The organism is Caulobacter zeae (genome assembly GCF_002858925.1).
Classification (GTDB): domain Bacteria; phylum Pseudomonadota; class Alphaproteobacteria; order Caulobacterales; family Caulobacteraceae; genus Caulobacter; species Caulobacter zeae.
Genome location: NZ_PJRS01000045.1, coordinates 85,349 through 100,341 on the forward strand (window position 1 = coordinate 85,349; position 14,993 = coordinate 100,341).

At 69.1% G+C, this 14,993-nt stretch carries 12 protein-coding genes; 11 read left to right on the forward strand and 1 reads right to left on the reverse strand.

The features are described 5' to 3' along the window. Nucleotides 1-143 precede the first annotated feature (143 nt). The 6 genes from SGCZBJ_RS21810 to SGCZBJ_RS21835 all read left to right on the forward strand — a co-directional run bounded on the left by SGCZBJ_RS21810 (nucleotide 144) and on the right by SGCZBJ_RS21835 (nucleotide 7,826). A complete protein-coding gene (locus SGCZBJ_RS21810; RefSeq protein ID WP_101720028.1) occupies nucleotides 144-2,282 on the forward strand; it encodes a marine proteobacterial sortase target protein in 2,139 nt (712 codons plus the stop codon). Continuing rightward, nucleotides 2,279-2,941 carry a class GN sortase gene (locus SGCZBJ_RS21815; RefSeq protein ID WP_205685455.1) on the forward strand — a complete coding sequence of 221 codons (663 nt, stop codon included), beginning with the start codon at nucleotides 2,279-2,281 and terminating at the stop codon, nucleotides 2,939-2,941. Before SGCZBJ_RS21810 ends, SGCZBJ_RS21815 begins: the two co-directional genes overlap by 4 nt. A gap of 117 nt (nucleotides 2,942-3,058) precedes the next feature. Beyond that, complete coding sequence (locus tag SGCZBJ_RS21820; RefSeq protein ID WP_101720048.1) at nucleotides 3,059-5,971, forward strand: TonB-dependent receptor; 2,913 nt, start codon at nucleotides 3,059-3,061, stop codon at nucleotides 5,969-5,971. A gap of 118 nt (nucleotides 5,972-6,089) precedes the next feature. Beyond that, the gene (locus SGCZBJ_RS21825) at nucleotides 6,090-6,698 is read left to right on the forward strand and encodes a TetR/AcrR family transcriptional regulator (RefSeq protein WP_101720029.1); all 609 of its coding nucleotides are present in this window, start codon (nucleotides 6,090-6,092) and stop codon (nucleotides 6,696-6,698) included. Nucleotides 6,699-6,924: 226 nt separating this feature from the next. Continuing rightward, nucleotides 6,925-7,272 carry a DMT family transporter gene (locus SGCZBJ_RS21830; RefSeq protein ID WP_338065468.1) on the forward strand — a complete coding sequence of 116 codons (348 nt, stop codon included), beginning with the start codon at nucleotides 6,925-6,927 and terminating at the stop codon, nucleotides 7,270-7,272. Continuing rightward, entirely contained in the window at nucleotides 7,269-7,826 is a 558-nt protein-coding gene (locus SGCZBJ_RS21835; RefSeq protein ID WP_101720031.1) for a TetR/AcrR family transcriptional regulator, read from the forward strand. Before SGCZBJ_RS21830 ends, SGCZBJ_RS21835 begins: the two co-directional genes overlap by 4 nt. 276 nt (nucleotides 7,827-8,102) lie before the next feature. On the opposite strand, the gene SGCZBJ_RS21840 is transcribed toward SGCZBJ_RS21835, so the two are convergent. Then, nucleotides 8,103-9,050 (reverse strand): acetamidase/formamidase family protein, encoded by a 948-nt coding sequence (locus SGCZBJ_RS21840; protein WP_101720032.1) that lies wholly within the window; start codon nucleotides 9,048-9,050, stop codon nucleotides 8,103-8,105. Between the two features lie 248 nt (nucleotides 9,051-9,298). Here SGCZBJ_RS21840 and SGCZBJ_RS21845 point away from each other — a divergent pair, with 248 nt between their 5' ends. The 5 genes from SGCZBJ_RS21845 (at nucleotide 9,299) to SGCZBJ_RS21865 (ending at nucleotide 14,802) form a co-directional block, all read left to right on the forward strand. Next, nucleotides 9,299-9,508 carry an AtzG-like protein gene (locus tag SGCZBJ_RS21845; RefSeq protein ID WP_101720033.1) on the forward strand — a complete coding sequence of 70 codons (210 nt, stop codon included), beginning with the start codon at nucleotides 9,299-9,301 and terminating at the stop codon, nucleotides 9,506-9,508. After that, complete coding sequence (locus tag SGCZBJ_RS21850; protein WP_101720034.1) at nucleotides 9,505-10,893, forward strand: AtzE family amidohydrolase; 1,389 nt, start codon at nucleotides 9,505-9,507, stop codon at nucleotides 10,891-10,893. Before SGCZBJ_RS21845 ends, SGCZBJ_RS21850 begins: the two co-directional genes overlap by 4 nt. Next, a complete protein-coding gene (gene hpxZ / locus SGCZBJ_RS21855; protein ID WP_101720035.1) occupies nucleotides 10,890-11,291 on the forward strand; it encodes an oxalurate catabolism protein HpxZ in 402 nt (133 codons plus the stop codon). Before SGCZBJ_RS21850 ends, hpxZ begins: the two co-directional genes overlap by 4 nt. Before the next feature lie 218 nt (nucleotides 11,292-11,509). Then, complete coding sequence (locus tag SGCZBJ_RS21860) at nucleotides 11,510-13,690, forward strand: TonB-dependent receptor (RefSeq protein WP_101720036.1); 2,181 nt, start codon at nucleotides 11,510-11,512, stop codon at nucleotides 13,688-13,690. 143 nt (nucleotides 13,691-13,833) lie between these two features. Then, complete coding sequence (locus tag SGCZBJ_RS21865) at nucleotides 13,834-14,802, forward strand: nucleoside hydrolase (RefSeq protein WP_101720037.1); 969 nt, start codon at nucleotides 13,834-13,836, stop codon at nucleotides 14,800-14,802. Nucleotides 14,803-14,993: the final 191 nt, after the last annotated feature.

The following is a 14,993-nucleotide window of genomic DNA, read 5'->3' on the forward strand; positions in this document are numbered from 1 at the left end:
GCGCCGCTCCGGGCGCGGCAAGCCCGCCTCCGGACAAGCTGCACGGATCCCTCACGAAGATTGCAAATCCCGCCGCTCGCGGCGGCGCCGGCGTGTGACCAAAAGGGAGATCACCTGCTTTCGAGCTCCAAGGAGATCCGTCCATGTCCGCTCAAGACGTCGGCGCGCCCAAGCCCCGCGTCGCCTCCGGCGCCCGCCCCGCCCGTTGGTTCCTCATCCTCTGCGAAGCCTTCGCCCTGGGGCTGCTGCTCCTAGTGGCCCTGGCCGGGACCAGCCGCGCGGCTGAAGCGGAGGAAGCCGCAGCCGGCGGCCTGATCATGCGCGCCAAGGGCGGCGACCAGGTGGTCGAGGCCGTGCGCCTGGGGACCGACATCGACATGACCGTCAGCGGCCTGACCGTGCGCGGCCGCGTCACCCAGGCCTTTCGCAACGACACCGGCCGCTGGGTCGAGGCCGTCTACGTCTATCCCCTGCCCCAGGACGGCGCGGTCGACACGCTGAAGATGGTGGTCGGCAAGAAGGTCATCGTCGGCGAAATCAAGAAGCGCGCCGAGGCCCAGGCCATCTACGACGCCGCCAAGGCGCAGGGAAAGAAGGCGGCCCTGGTCGAGCAGAACCGCCCCAACATGTTCACCAACGCCGTCGCCAATGTCGCCCCCGGCGAGACGGTGCTGGTGCAGATCGAATACCAGGCCCCCATCGCCGTCTCGGCCGGCGAGTATTCGCTGCGCATGCCGCTGGTCGTGGCCCCGCGCTACGCCTCGCCCGGAACGGCGGCCACGCCCGAAAGCCGCGCACGCGTCGTCGACCCCAAGGTCGCCGGCGCGATCAACCCGGTCACCCTGACCGTCCACCTGCGCGCGGGCTTCCCGCTGGGCGCGACGGCCAGCGCCACCCACGCCGTCGACGTCCGCGACGAGAAGGGCGGCAAGGTCATCACCCTGTCCAAGGGCCAGGTTCCGGCCGACCGCGACTTTGTCCTGACCTGGAAGCCCGTCCCGCTGGCCGCGCCCAGCGTCGCCCTGTTCCGCGAGAAGATCGCCGGCGCCCACTATGTGCTGGCCCAGGTCACCCCGCCCATCGCCGCCCGCAGCGGCCCGCCGCCGGCTCGCGACATCATCTTCGTCATCGACAATTCCGGCTCGATGGGCGGGGAGTCGATGCGCCAGGCCAAGGCCGGCCTGCTGTATGGCCTTTCGAACCTGAAACCCGGCGACCGCTTCAACGTCGTGCGCTTCGACGACACCCTGACCGTACTGTTCGAGGGCGCGGTCGCGGCCGACGCCGGCAACCTGGCCCGCGCCCGCAAGTTCGTCTCGGGCCTGGAAGCCACCGGCGGCACCGAGATGGTCCCGGCCATGGCTGCGGCCCTACGCGACGATGATGAGCGCGACGAGAACGGCCGCGTGCGCCAGGTGGTGTTCATGACCGACGGCGCGATCAGCGACGAGCAGGGCCTGTTCGACACCATCGGCGCCGGCCGCGGCCGCTCGAAGGTGTTCATGGTCGGCATCGGCTCGGCCCCCAACAGCTACCTGATGAACCGCGCCGCCGAGCTGGGCCGCGGGACCTTCACCCACATCGGCTCGACCGCCGGGGTCGAGGAAGCCATGCGAGCCCTGTTCGACAAGCTGGAAAGCCCGGTGGCCACCAACCTCGTGGCCCGCTTCGAGGGCACGGCCTCCGACGCGGCCCCGGCCGTGCTGCCCGACCTCTATCTCGGCGAGCCGGTCACCCTGGCCGCGCGGGTGGAAGACCTGGACGGCGTGCTGACGATCAGCGGCGTCATCGACGGCCGCCCCTGGCAGACCCGGATCCGCCTGCGCGACGCCGAGGCCGGCAAGGGGATCTCCAAGCTCTGGGCGCGCCGCAAGATCACCGACGCCGAGGTCGCCCGCAGCCTGGCCCAGATCACCGAGGACGAGGCCGACGCGCGGGTGCTGAAGCTGGGCCTCGACCACGGCCTGGTGACCAGCCAGACCAGCCTGGTGGCGGTCGACAAGAGCCCGTCCCGCCCCGCCGACGCCCCGCTGCTGCGCAGCGACCTGCCGCTGAACCTCCCGGCCGGCTGGGATTTCGACGCCCTGTTCAACCGCAAGGCCGCCGCCAGCGGGAACGGCGACGCCCCGGACGATCCCGAGCAGCAGATCGCGCAGCTGGACCTGCCGCAGACGGCCACCGATGCGCCGATGCTGATCCTGACGGGCCTTGGCCTGATGATCCTGGCGCTCGCCCTGGGCGCAGGCGGCTGGGTCCTGGGCCGACGGAGGAACGCGGCGTGAGCCGGCTGGCGACCATGCTGGGAGCCGCCCGCCGGCGGCTCCCCTTCCTGCTGCCGGCCCTGGCGGCCGGAAGCCTCGGCCTGGTGCTCTGCGGCCAGGGCCTTTGGATCCACGCCAAGGCCGCCGTGGCCCAGGTGCTGCTGGAGCGGGCCTTCGACCAGAGCCTCCGCCAGGGCGGCGCGCCGGTTCGCCCCTGGAGTTGGGCCGACACCTGGCCAACGGCCCGCATCGTCTTCCCGCGCCAGGGCGAGCGGGTCATCGCCCTGGACGGCGCCAGCGGCCAGGCCCTGGCCTTCGGCCCCGGCCACGTGGCCGGCACGCCCCAGGCCGGCGACCGGGGCACGGCCGTCTATGCCGCCCACCGCGACACCCACTTCGCGGTGCTGGCCAAGGTCAGGCCGGGCGACCCGATCCTGGTCGAGCGCGCCGACGGCAAGCTCGCCCGCTTCGAGGTGGTCGGCGCCCGGGTCGTGCGCTGGGACGCCTCGGGCCTGGATCCCCACGCGCCCGGACGGGGCCTGGTCCTGGCCACCTGCTGGCCGCTGGACGCCAAGGCCCGCGGGCCGATGCGCTACGTGGTCATGGCCAGGCCCATCGACGCAAGCTTGGCCTTGTCCGACCTACACAATCGCAAAGGTATGACCACCTTGACACGATAGGCCTTACCTCGTAGCCGTTCACTCCTGTGACCGCTACCAGTCGTATCGCCGCGCAACGGCGGACGGCGGCGGTCGATGCGAAAAGCGCGAAAAGCCAAAAGCGCAGGGGAGTGAATGATGTCGTCCAGCCACCGCACGCGCGGAATCCGCCAGGTCCTGATCGGGGCCACTTGCCTGACCACCGCCCTCGTCGCCCTGCCCGCCCTGGCCCAGACGGCGCCCGCGCCGCAGGCCGCCGAGCCCGACGCGGTCGAGGAGGTCGTCGTCACCGGCTACCGCAAGAGCCTGGCCGACGCGACCAATGCGAAACGGGAAAGCGTCGCCTTCACCGACTCGGTCTTCGCCGAGGACATCGGCAAGTTCCCCGACCTCAACATCGCCGAGTCCCTCAACCGCATCCCCGGCGTCCAGCTGACCCGCGAGATCAACGGCGAAGGCCTGAACGTCACCATCCGGGGCCTGGGCACCAACTTCACCAAGATCCTGCTGAACGGCTCGCAGATCGCGGTGGCCTCGTCGGGCCGCACCGACAGCCAGAACCAGAACCGCGAGGTCGACCTCGACCTCTTCCCCACCGAGCTGTTCACCCGGCTCGACGTGCACAAGACACCGACGGCCGGAATGGTCGAGGGCGGCGTCGCCGGCGTGGTCAACATGCGCAGCGCCCGCCCCTTCGACTATAAAGGAGGCGGCCAGCTGATCTATTCGCTGCAGGCCGGCAAGAACAATCAGGCCGACGACATCAGCCCGCGCGGCTCGCTGATCGCCTCGAAGACCTGGGAGACCCCGATCGGCGACTTCGGCCTGCTGGGCGGCGTCGCCATCGCCCGCACCAAGAGCACCACCACCGGCTTCGAGAGCGTCGGCTGGTCGAACGCCAACATGACCTGCACCGGCTGCAACGTCACCGGCGGCAACAACTTCAACTGGGCCTCCACCGTGCCGGCCGGCGTCAACTCCAACGGACTGACGCCCGGCCAGACGATCGACAACGCCCTGCTGGCCGCGCTGAACCCCGGCACGACGCTGCAACAGCTGTCGGACGCCCAACTGCCGCGCCTTGGCCGGGACAGCTGGTCGTCGGGCGAGCGCGACCGCGACTCCTACGTGCTGTCGGCCGAATGGCGCCCCAACGACCAGCTGAACGTCTATTTCGACACCCTCTATTCCAAGGGCAGCCGATCGTTCGAGCGCATCGACATGAACTGGGTGGTGCGCAACTCCAACTTCATGGTCCCGGTGGGCGTGAAGGTGAACGGCGAGGGCGTGGTCACCGAAGGCACGTTCCTGAACTCGCAGTTCTTCCTCGAGTACCGCCCCTACGAGGAGGACGTCGAGGTCCTGAACCTCAACCCCGGCTTCACCTGGCGCCCCAACGACTGGATCAAGCTGGACGGCCAGGTGAACTGGAGCCGCAGCGTCTTCTTCCGCGAGGCGCCGACGGTGCTGTTCAACACCCCGCTGAACTCGGGCCTGAACGTCACCTACGCCAACGGCGGCGGCGACTATCCGTCGATCAAGGCCAACAAGGACCTCAACGACCCGTCGCTGGGCTGGGTGTGGGCCGGCGGCCGCGTCAACGTGCAGGCCGAAAAGCGCGTCACCCAGACCAAGGGCGCCCACTTCGACCTGACCCTGGGCGACGACAAGGGGACCAACTTCAAGTTCGGCGTCGCCTATGACGACGTCGGCCGCACGATCACCGCGCTCGACAACTCCGCCCGCTGGCAGGCCTTCACCTGCGGCGGCGGCGGGGTGACGCCGCAGAGCCCGGTTCCCGCCCCGGTCCCGGCCTGCGACGGCCGCGCCGGCTCGGCCATCCCCCAGGCCAACCTGGCCAGCTACATCCAGCAGGGCCCGCTGGGCTTCATCACCTTGGACAAGGACCGGTTCTTCGCCGACAGCAACTATCAGGCCTTCCTCGACAGCGCCCCGTTCTCGGCGGCGGCCGCCACCGGCGCGGCCTCGGGCCTGATCCGCGAGAAGACCACCGGCGCCTATGTCGAGGTCAACGGCGCCACCCAGGTGCTGGACCGCGACCTGCGCTTCAACCTGGGCGCCCGCTACTACTCGACCGACCAGACGATCGAGGGGCCGCAGACAGTCAACGGCGTGCTGTCGTTCCTGTCGCGCACCAGCAACTATGACGGCCTGCTGCCCTCGTTCAACGTCGCCTGGAACCTGCGCGAAGACCTGATCCTGCGCGCCTCGGCCTCGCGAACCGTCACCCGCCCCAACCCCAGCGCCATGCTGCCGGGCACCACCTTCTCGGACCCCTCGGCCCAGCAGGCCAACCAGGGCAATCCGAACCTGCAACCCTACACGTCCAACAACTTCGACATCGGCGGCGAGTGGTACACCGGCGGCGCCGGCTATATCGGCGTGGCCCTGTTCCGCAAGGAGCTGACCGGCTTCACCGTCAACGGGACCAACACCATCCCGTTCAGCCAGCTGGGCGTGCCCTTCGACCAGCTGACCAACCTGCAACAGCAGGCGATCAACAACCGCGGCGGCCCGGCCGCGGCGACGGTCACCGTGCAGCAGCAGGTCAACGCCGACGGCGTGCTGACCATCCTGGGCCAGGAAGTCACCTGGGTGCAGCCGCTGGACTTCCTGCTCGACGGCGCGGGCTTCACCGCCAACGCCACCCACGTGGAGCAGAACGCACGCGGCAATGGCGCCCCGGCCCAGGCCGTCGGCATCTCTCCGTGGACCTACAACGTCACCGGCTACTACGAGAAGCACGGGGCGACGGTGCGGCTGTCCTACGTCTGGAACGACGCCCAGATCTCGTCGGGCCCGGGCCAGAACGGCATTCCGGTAGCGACCATCAACACCGACGCCCGGGGGCAATGGGACCTGTCGGCCAGCTACCAGTTCGACAATCTGCCGACCCAGCCGCGCGTCAGCCTCGACGTCATCAACATCACCGAGGAGGCCCAGCGCAGCCCGTTCCAGTGGGACAGCGCCGCCTACACCTACTACCAGCCTGGTCGCCAGATCATGCTCGGGATCCGAGGGAAGTTCTGATCCCATCCCTCCTTCGCGTGGCCAACCTTCCCAGCGCCATGCGGTTTTGGCGGCGCATCCTCCCCGGATGCGCCGCTTTTTTTGACCCTGGGTCGCAAATGCGCTCTAGGTTGCGTCCATGGACTTCGAGCCCGGCCCGCCTTCCGAAACCCTGTCCGAACCGCCCAAGCGCCGGGGCCCCGGCCGCCCGCGCGACCCGGAGGTGGAAAAGCGCCTCAAGCGCGCGGCGCTGGAGGTGCTGGCCCAGCACGGCATGTCGGGCCTGACGCTTGAAAAGATCTGCGACAAGGCCGGCGCCCCGCGCGCCACCTTCTATCGCCGCTGGGCCACGCCGATGCAGGCGGTGGGCGAGGCCTTCAACGAGGCCTTCCTGTTCGAGACCCTGCCCGACACCGGCGACGTCGTCGCCGACCTCGTGGCGCTGGGCCAGGCGATGATCGACCTCTACAACGACCCCGTCGTCGGGCCCTGCATGAGCTTCCTGATCGCCGAGAGCCGCGTGCGGCCCGAGCTCTTTCAGAACGGCCAGGAGGACTTCCTGCGCCGCCGCGCCTACAACCGCCAGGTCGTCGAGCGCGCCATCGCCCGCGGCGAGATCCCCGCCGACACCGACGCCGACCTGATCATCGACGCCCTCAGCGGCCTGGCCCTCAACAACCAGGCCACCCGGCGACCACTGACGCCGCAGATGATGGAATTCGTGGTGCGACGGCTGCTGGGGCTTTAGGAACCTCCCCCTCTGGGGGAGGCGACCGAAGGCCGGTGGGGGGCCATTTTCAGCTTCCAGGCCTCGGCCATTCCGGCAAGCACCCCCCTCCGAGCGCTACGCGATCGCCTCCCCCACAGGGGGAGGTCCCTCAAAGCATCGCGGCATCAAAAGTTCACTTGCCCCCAACCTTGAAAACAAACCAACCAAGCGGTATCTTACATGCCTCCCCTTCCGAGGTTCTCGCGTGTCCGTCCCCGCTTCCGCCTACGCCATGCTCGCCGGCGCCATCGCCGCCGAGGTCGCCGGCACCACCTTCCTGCAGAAGTCCGAGCAGTTCACGAAACTGCTGCCCAGCCTGGCCACCGCCGGCCTCTACGCCCTGGCCTTCTTCCTGCTGTCGATCGCGCTCAAGCACATGCCGCTGGCCGTCGCCTACGCCATCTGGAGCGGGGTCGGCATCGTGCTGACGGCGGTCATCGGCGCCGTGCTCTTCCGCCAGATGCTCGACCTGCCGGCCATGATCGGCATCGGCCTGATCGTCAGCGGCGTGGTCGTCGCCCAGCTCTTCTCGCGCACCCTGGGGCACGGATGAACACCACCGCCTACAACCGCCCCAAGCAGCCCGAGCAGGTGCGCCGCGCCCTGCTGGAAGCCGCCGTCGCGCTCGCCGAGGAACAGGGCCTGGGGGGGATCACCGTCCAGGCGGTGGCCGAACGCGCCGGCGTCACCAAGGGCGGGCTGTTCCATCACTTCGCCAACAAGCAGGCCCTGATCGACGCGGTCTTCGACTTCATGCTCGAGCAGATGGAAGAGACGCTGGACCGCCTGATGGCCGAAGACAGCGGCCACGGCTGCTTCACCCGCGCCTATGTGGTCTCGACCTTCGAGTGCTGCGACCAGGCGCTGAGCGGCCAGGCCCTGACCATCTCGATGGTCACCGACCCGGCCCTGCGCCGCCGTTGGGGCAAATGGATCGACGATCGACTCGTGCGCCACGCCGACACCGATTCCGACCCGCGCCTGCGCGTCGTGCGCCTGGCGGCCGACGGCTATTGGTTCGCCCGCGTGCTGCACGAGGGCGACCACGGCAGCGAGACGCCGCAGGTCTTGCAGGCGCGCCTGATCGCCATGACCCGGGAGGCTTGAGGATGGGCTTCTTCCGCACCCACTGGGCGCTGCTGGCGACCGAAACGGCCAAAGCGGCGCCGACCAACGAACCTACGACGGAAGACCCTCCCGAACCCGAGCCTCTTGAGAACGAAAGGCGCTCGGCCTAGCTCCTCTCCCGAGAAACGGGGGAGGTGGCGCGACGCCATCGGCGACGTGACGGAGGGGGCGACCGCCGCAACCGCACCCAGTCTCGCCCCCCCCTCCACCGCTTCGCGGTCTCCCTCCCCGCTAGCGGGGGGAGGAGAAAGTCCCTCAGAACAGCACGCCCTTCTCCAGCATCCCATGCACGCCCTTTTCGCCGTTCACCGTCTGGGTGACGCGGAAGTCCACCGCCAGCGAACAGAACTGGTAGGCCTGCACCCGGGTCAGGGCCGAGCGCGCGCAGATGAAGTCGATCATGCCGCGCAGGGCCTGCTTCATGGCCAGGTCCAGGTCCTCGTTGAAGCCCATGACGATGTAGTGGGTCGGCGTCTCGGCCCGCGGCCAGGTGGCGACACCGATGTCGGCCGCCTTGTGCAGGATGAAGCTGAAGGTGCCGGTCAGCCCCATCTCCAGGGCGTTGACGCAGACCTCGCCGTCGCCCTGGCGGCCGTGGCCGTCGCCGGCCGAGAAGTTGGCGCCCGGAACCCAGACCGGCAGGAACAGGGTCGCGCCGGCGCCCAGCTCCTTGTTGTCCATGTTGCCGCCGTGCTCGCGCGGCTCGCGGCTGGACAGGCGCCCGTACCTGGCCGGCGGAGCCACGCCCATGGTGCCGAAGAACGGGCGCAGCGGCAGTTGCGGCCCCCACTCCGGCTTGCAGACGCCGCGCGCCTTGTCGACGGCGATGTGGCTGACATAGCGGTCGGGGAAGTCTTCCGGGATCGTGCCGGCCAGCGGCCGCACCGCGCAGTAGCCCCAGTCGTTGTTGGGCTCGACCGCCTCGATGCGCACTTCCAGCGTGTCGCCCGGCTCGGCCCCGGCGATGGCCACGGGCCCGGTGAGAATGTGCGGCCCGATCCGGTCGAGCCTGGCGTCGTGGATCGCCTGCAGGGCCGGCGGGATGGTCAGCCATGACTCCGGCCCCGGCATCACCTCGGGCCCGCCGGACACGCAGTCGAAGGTGACGCTGTCGCCCGGCTGGACGGTCAGGACCGGATCGAAGGCCGCGTCGAAGATGCCGAAGCGGACGGTTTCCGGGGTGGAGGCGAGGTGGTGATGCATGGCGAAGCGGGGACCGAAGGCTTGAAACGGCCTCCAGTCTCCGACCGCGCCGCCGCCCGGACGAAGCCCGGCTCGTCGCTCGCGCCCTGCTTTGCCAAATCTGCCTCCGCTCTGGGCGCCGTCTGCACCGACCTCGCGCATTCGGCAGGCGATCGCCTCAGCTTAAGCGCTTGAAAAACCCGCGCTGGCGGCGTTATCGTCGGCTGGCTATGAAGTATTCAATTACTTCCTAGCGTGAGTGACTTCCCATGTCGGGCGGCGATCTGTCGGCCTTCCAAAACCTCACCGACGCCAAGGTCGCCGCCTATCTGGATCGCCGCAGCGCCGAGCTTGGCCTGCCCGTTCCCGAAAGCTGCCGCGCCGGCGTCGCCGAGAACCTCGCCCTGCTGCGCGACCAGACCACGCTGTTCGCGGGACTGACGGATCCGTCCTCGGCCACGGAGGCGTTCGAGCCATGAGCTTCGACACCGTCCAGAGCCTTGGCCGCGCGCTGCGCGAGGGTCGCGCCACCGCCCGCCAGATCGCCCAGCGCGCCCTGGCCGACGCCAGGGCCGAGCCCTTCAACGCCTTCACCGCCGTGTTCGAGGCCGAGGCGCTGAGGCAGGCCGACGCCGTCGACGCCGCCTTCGCTGCCGGGGTCGACCTGGGCCCGCTGGCCGGCGTGCCCTTCGCGGTCAAGAACCTGTTCGACGTGGCCGGCCACGTCACCCTGGCCGGCAGCAAGATCCGCCGCGACGCTGCCCCCGCCACCGCCGACGCCACCGCCGTCGCCAAACTGAAGGCGGCTGGGGCGGTGCTGGTCGGGGCGCTGAACATGGACGAGTTCGCCTACGGCTTCGTCACCGAGAACGCCCACGACGGCCCCGCCCGCAATCCGCACGACCTCGCCCGCATCGCCGGCGGCTCGTCGGGCGGATCGGCCGCCGCCGTCTCCGGCGGGATCACGCCCCTGACGCTGGGCTCGGACACCAACGGCTCGATCCGCATTCCCGCCGGCCTGTGCGGCGTGTTCGGTATGAAGCCGACCCTGGGCCGGCTGTCGCGGGCCGGGACCTTCCCCTTCGTCCATAGCCTGGACCACATCGGCCCGTTCACGCGCACGGCCGCCGACCTCGCCGTCGCCTACGACGCCCTGCAGGGGCCCGATCCGTGCGACGAGCTGTCGCCGCCGGCAGCCGACCCGCTGTCGGGGCGCCTGGACATGCTGGCCGAGCAAGGCTTGCGCGTGGGCGTGCTGGGCGGCTGGTTCCAGCAAGGCGCCTTCCCCGAGGTGGTCGAGGCGCTGGAGATCGTCGCCGACGCCCTGCAGGCCCGCCGCGACGTCGAGCTGCCCGGGGCCCAGGCCGCCCGCGCCGCCGCCTTCGCCATGAGCGCCTCGGAAGGCGGCCACCTGCACTTCGACGACCTGGCCGCCCGCGCCCTCGACTACGATCCGGCGGTGCGCGACCGGCTGCTGGCCGGCGCCCTGCTGCCGGACGAGGTCGCGCAGGCCGCCCGCCGCTATCGCCCCGTGTTCCGCGATGCGGCCCGCAAGCTGTTCGAGGACTTCGACCTGCTGCTCGCGCCCGTCGCCCCCTGTCCGGCCCCGCCGATCGGCCAGGCGACCATGGAACTGGCAGGCGCGCAGGTTTCGGTGCGCAAGACCCTGGGCGCCTACACCCAGCCGATCAGCTATATCGGCCTGCCGGTGATCGCCGCGCCCTTGAACCGTCCCGGCAAGCCGCCCGTCGGCGTGCAGTTGATCGCGCCGGCCTGGCGCGAGGACCTGGCCTTCGCCGCCGCCCTGCGCCTGGAGCGCGCCGGGGTGATCGCCGCCCACCGCCCTCCGGAGTTCAGATCATGATCGTCAACGACCCAGAGGTGCTGGCGCAGGTGACCACCGCCGTCGACGCCTACGAGACCGCGCTGATGACCAACGACGTCGAGGCGCTGGACGGCTTCTTCCGCGACGCCCCCGAAACCGTCCGCTACGGCGTGGCCGAGAACCTCTACGGCTTCGAAGAGATCGCCGCCTTTCGAATCGGACGAGCCGGCGGCTCGCCGCTGCGTGAACGCCTACGCACAGAAATCACCACTTTTGGGCGCGATTTCGCGATCGCCAACGTCGAATTCCTCAGAACCGGGGCAAAACAGCCCGGCCGCCAGAGCCAGACCTGGCTGCGCACCGAAAACGGCTGGAAAATCGTGTCGGCGCACGTTTCGCTGCTTCAGGGCGGCGCCGACCAACGCCTTGCACAGTAAGCGAAAGACGTTCCGACCAAGGACAATAAGTAAGTATGTCCTGACTTATGACCTAGTTTTGGGCACCCTTGTCGCAGCGTGGTCAAATAGTGACAGCCCCTGAACAAACTTCACGGAGTCGATACCGAGTCGTCATCAAGCCTTTTGATTTCGGCGACGCCATTGTGCATTGCACCCCGCAACCGGCTCCTCCACCGGTGTTCGAAGGGGATTTCGACATGACCAACCAAGCCAAGCTGCGCTGCGGCGCCGCGTTCGGCGCTCTCCTGCTGGCCGCCGCCGTCGCGGCCCCGGCCTTCGCCCAGGACGCAGCCGTCGCCCTCGACGACGTGATCGTCACCGCCCAGAAGCGCTCGGAAAACATCCAGGACGTGCCGGTCTCCGTCGCCGCCGTCTCGGGCGAGAAGCTGGCTTCGATCTTCGCCGCCGGCGAAGACGTTCTGGCCCTGTCGAGCCGCGTCCCCGGCCTCTACATCGAAAGCTCCAACGGCCGCGCCGCCCCGCGCTTCTACATCCGCGGCCTGGGCAACGCCGACTTCGACCTGGCCGCCTCGCAGCCGGTGTCGGTGATCATGGACGACGTCGTCCTCGAGAACGTCGTGCTCAAGTCCTCGCCCGTCTATGACGTCGAGCAGGTCGAAGTCCTGCGCGGCCCGCAAGGCACGCTGTTCGGCCGCAACACCACCGCCGGCATCGTCAAGTTCGACACGGTGAAGCCCAGCGAAGACTTCCGCGCCAACGGCGCGGCCACCTACGGCTCGTACGGCTCGGCCACCTTCGAAGGCGGCGTCGGCGGCGCCATCGTCCCGGGCAAGCTGGCCGTCCGCGCCTCGGCCCTGTACCAGCACCGCGACGACTACATCGACAACAGCTTCACCGGCGTGAAGGACGCGCTGGGCGGCTACAACGAGAAGGCCGCTCGCCTCCAGATCCTGGCCACCCCGACCGAGGACACCTCGATCCTGGCCATCGCCCACACCCGTTCGCTGGACGGCACCGCGGCGGTCTTCCGCGCCAACATCCTCACGGCTGGCAGCAACAAGATCAATTCGAACTTCGACCGCGACAAGGTCAGCTACAACGGCGGCGCCAACAACCCGCAGGAGTACGACTCGACCGGCGTCTCGCTGAAGGTCGACCACGACTTCGGCGGCGTGAAGCTGACCTCGATCAGCGCCTATGAAACCGCCAAGGGCCGCAGCCGCGGCGATATCGACGGCGGCGTGGCCGGCGTCGGCCCGGGCTTCATCCCGTTCGACTCCGACACCCAGGACTCCATCGGCGACCTCGACCAGGTCACCCAGGAAATCCGCCTGGCCAGCGACACCGACGGCAAGCTGGCCTGGCAGGTCGGCGCCTACTACTTCAAGTCGGCCTTCACCGTCTCGACCAACCCGTTCTTCGTCGCCCCCTCGACCCTGGAGCACAAGAACACCTCGTGGGCCGTGTTCGGCCAAGGGACCTACCAGGTCACCGACGCCCTGAAGGTGACCGCCGGCGTCCGCTGGACCGACGACGACAAGGACATGGAAGTCCTGTCCTCGCCGTTCGGCGCCTCGGCCCCGGTGTCGGTCTCCGACAGCCAGGCCAGCTGGGACCTGTCGGCCTTCTACGCCGTCAACGACGATGTCAGCGTCTACGGCAAGGTGGCCCGCGGCTTCCGCGGTCCGTCGATCCAGGGCCGCGACATCGCCTTCGGCAGCCCGGCCTCGGTCGCCCAGTCGGAAACCATCCTGTCGTGGGAAGCCGGCGTCAAAAGCGAGCTGTTCGAGCGTCGCGTCCGCCTGAACGGCGCGGTGTTCACCTACACCATCGACGACCCGCAGTTCAGCGCGGTCGGCGGCGGCAGCAACTCCAACCGCCTGATCAACGCCAAGAAGGGCGAGGCCTACGGCGTCGAACTCGACGGCGAGTGGAAGGTGACCTCGAACCTGCTGGTCACCGCCGGCTACAGCTACAGCCACACCAAGATCAAGGACTCGGGCCTGGCCGTGGCCGTCTGCGCCCAGTGCACCGTGACCGACCCGCTGAACAGCGCCGGCCAGGCCCTGGTCAACGGCAACCCGTTCCCGAACGCGCCGGAATACATCCTGAACTTCGGCGCCCGCTACAACGTGCCGGTCGGCGCCAATGGCGAACTCTTCGCCGAAACCGACTGGTTCCGTCAGGGCTACACGAACCTCTTCCTCTACGAGAGCAAGGAGTTCAACAGCAAGGACACCTTCGAAGGCGGCCTGAAGCTGGGCTACGCCCGCACCGACGGCGCGTATGAAGTGGCCGTGTTCGCCCGCAACATCACCAACGAGGTGAACCTGCGCGGCGGCATCGACTTCAACAACCTGACCGGCTTCGTCAACGAACCGCGCGTGGTCGGCATCTCGCTGAGCGCCCGCCGCTAAGCGACGACAGAGCTGAAGCAAACGGCGGCCCGGGCGTTGAAAAACGCCCGGGCCGTTGTCGTTTTGACATGCCCGCGCCGCCTCGGAAGGCTAAGGTCGTCGGCTTTCCCGGCCTCCCGCCGGGCTCGCAGACAAGAAGACCGATGACGACCAAGATCATCTTCGACACCGATCCCGGCATCGACGACGCCATGGCCCTGCTGTTCATCGAGGCCAGCCCGGCGCTCGACCTGGTGGCCGTGACGACCGTGTTCGGCAACGCCGACATCGACACCACAACCCGCAACGCCCTCTATCTGAAGCAGCGCTTCGGCCTGACCGCCCCGATCTACAAGGGCACGGACAAGCCCCTGGTGCGCCCGCGCAATCCCTCCCCCACCTTCGTACATGGCGAGAACGGGCTGGGCGACGTCGAGCTGACCGGCCTGATCGCCGCCGAGCCGGAAGCCAAGCCGGCTTACCAGGCGATCATCGACATCGCCCGCGCCAACCCGGGCGAGATCACCCTCGTGGCCGTCGGCCCGCTGACCAACCTGGCGCTGGCGCTCGAGGCCGATCCGGAAGTGGCGACCATGCTCAAGGGCGTGGTGATCATGGGCGGCGCCTTCGCCGTCGCCGGCAAGCCGGGCAATGTCACGCCGGTGGCCGAAGCCAACATCTGGAACGACCCGGAAGCGGCCGACCGCGTCTTCACCGCCCCCTGGCACGTCGCCGTCATCGGCCTGGACGTCACCACCCAGGTAATCATGACGCCCGACTTCATGGAGGCCCTGGAAGCCTCGGCCGGTCCGGCCGGCCAGTTCCTCAACGCCATCTCCAAGCCCTACGCGGCCTTCTATGGCGGTCGCGACGGCATCGTCGGCTGCTGCGTCCACGACGCCGCCGCCGTGGCCTATGTCATCGACGAGAGCCTGTTCGAGGTCCGCCGCGGCTCGGTCCGCGTGGTCACCGAGGGCATCGCCCTGGGCCAGACCCTGCAGAAGGTGGAAGGCGAACTCTTCGGTCCCTCGGCCTGGGACGACCAGCCGATCCACAGCGCGGCCATCGCCGTGGATGCGGACCGGCTGCTGGCGCTGTACGCCCGGACGATGAACGGGGTGGTGGGGTCGTAAGAAATAAACCTCCCCCTCTGGGGGAGGCGACCGCGCAGCGGTCGGTGGGGGAGGTTTTAGCCAGGCAGGCCAAGTCTGCGGAAGCTGAGAACGTCCCCCCACCGTCGCCTCCGGCGACACCTCCCCCACTGGGGGAGGTTCCTGTTTTAAGATCCTCCCCCTCTGGGGGAGGTGGCCCAGAGGGCCGGAGG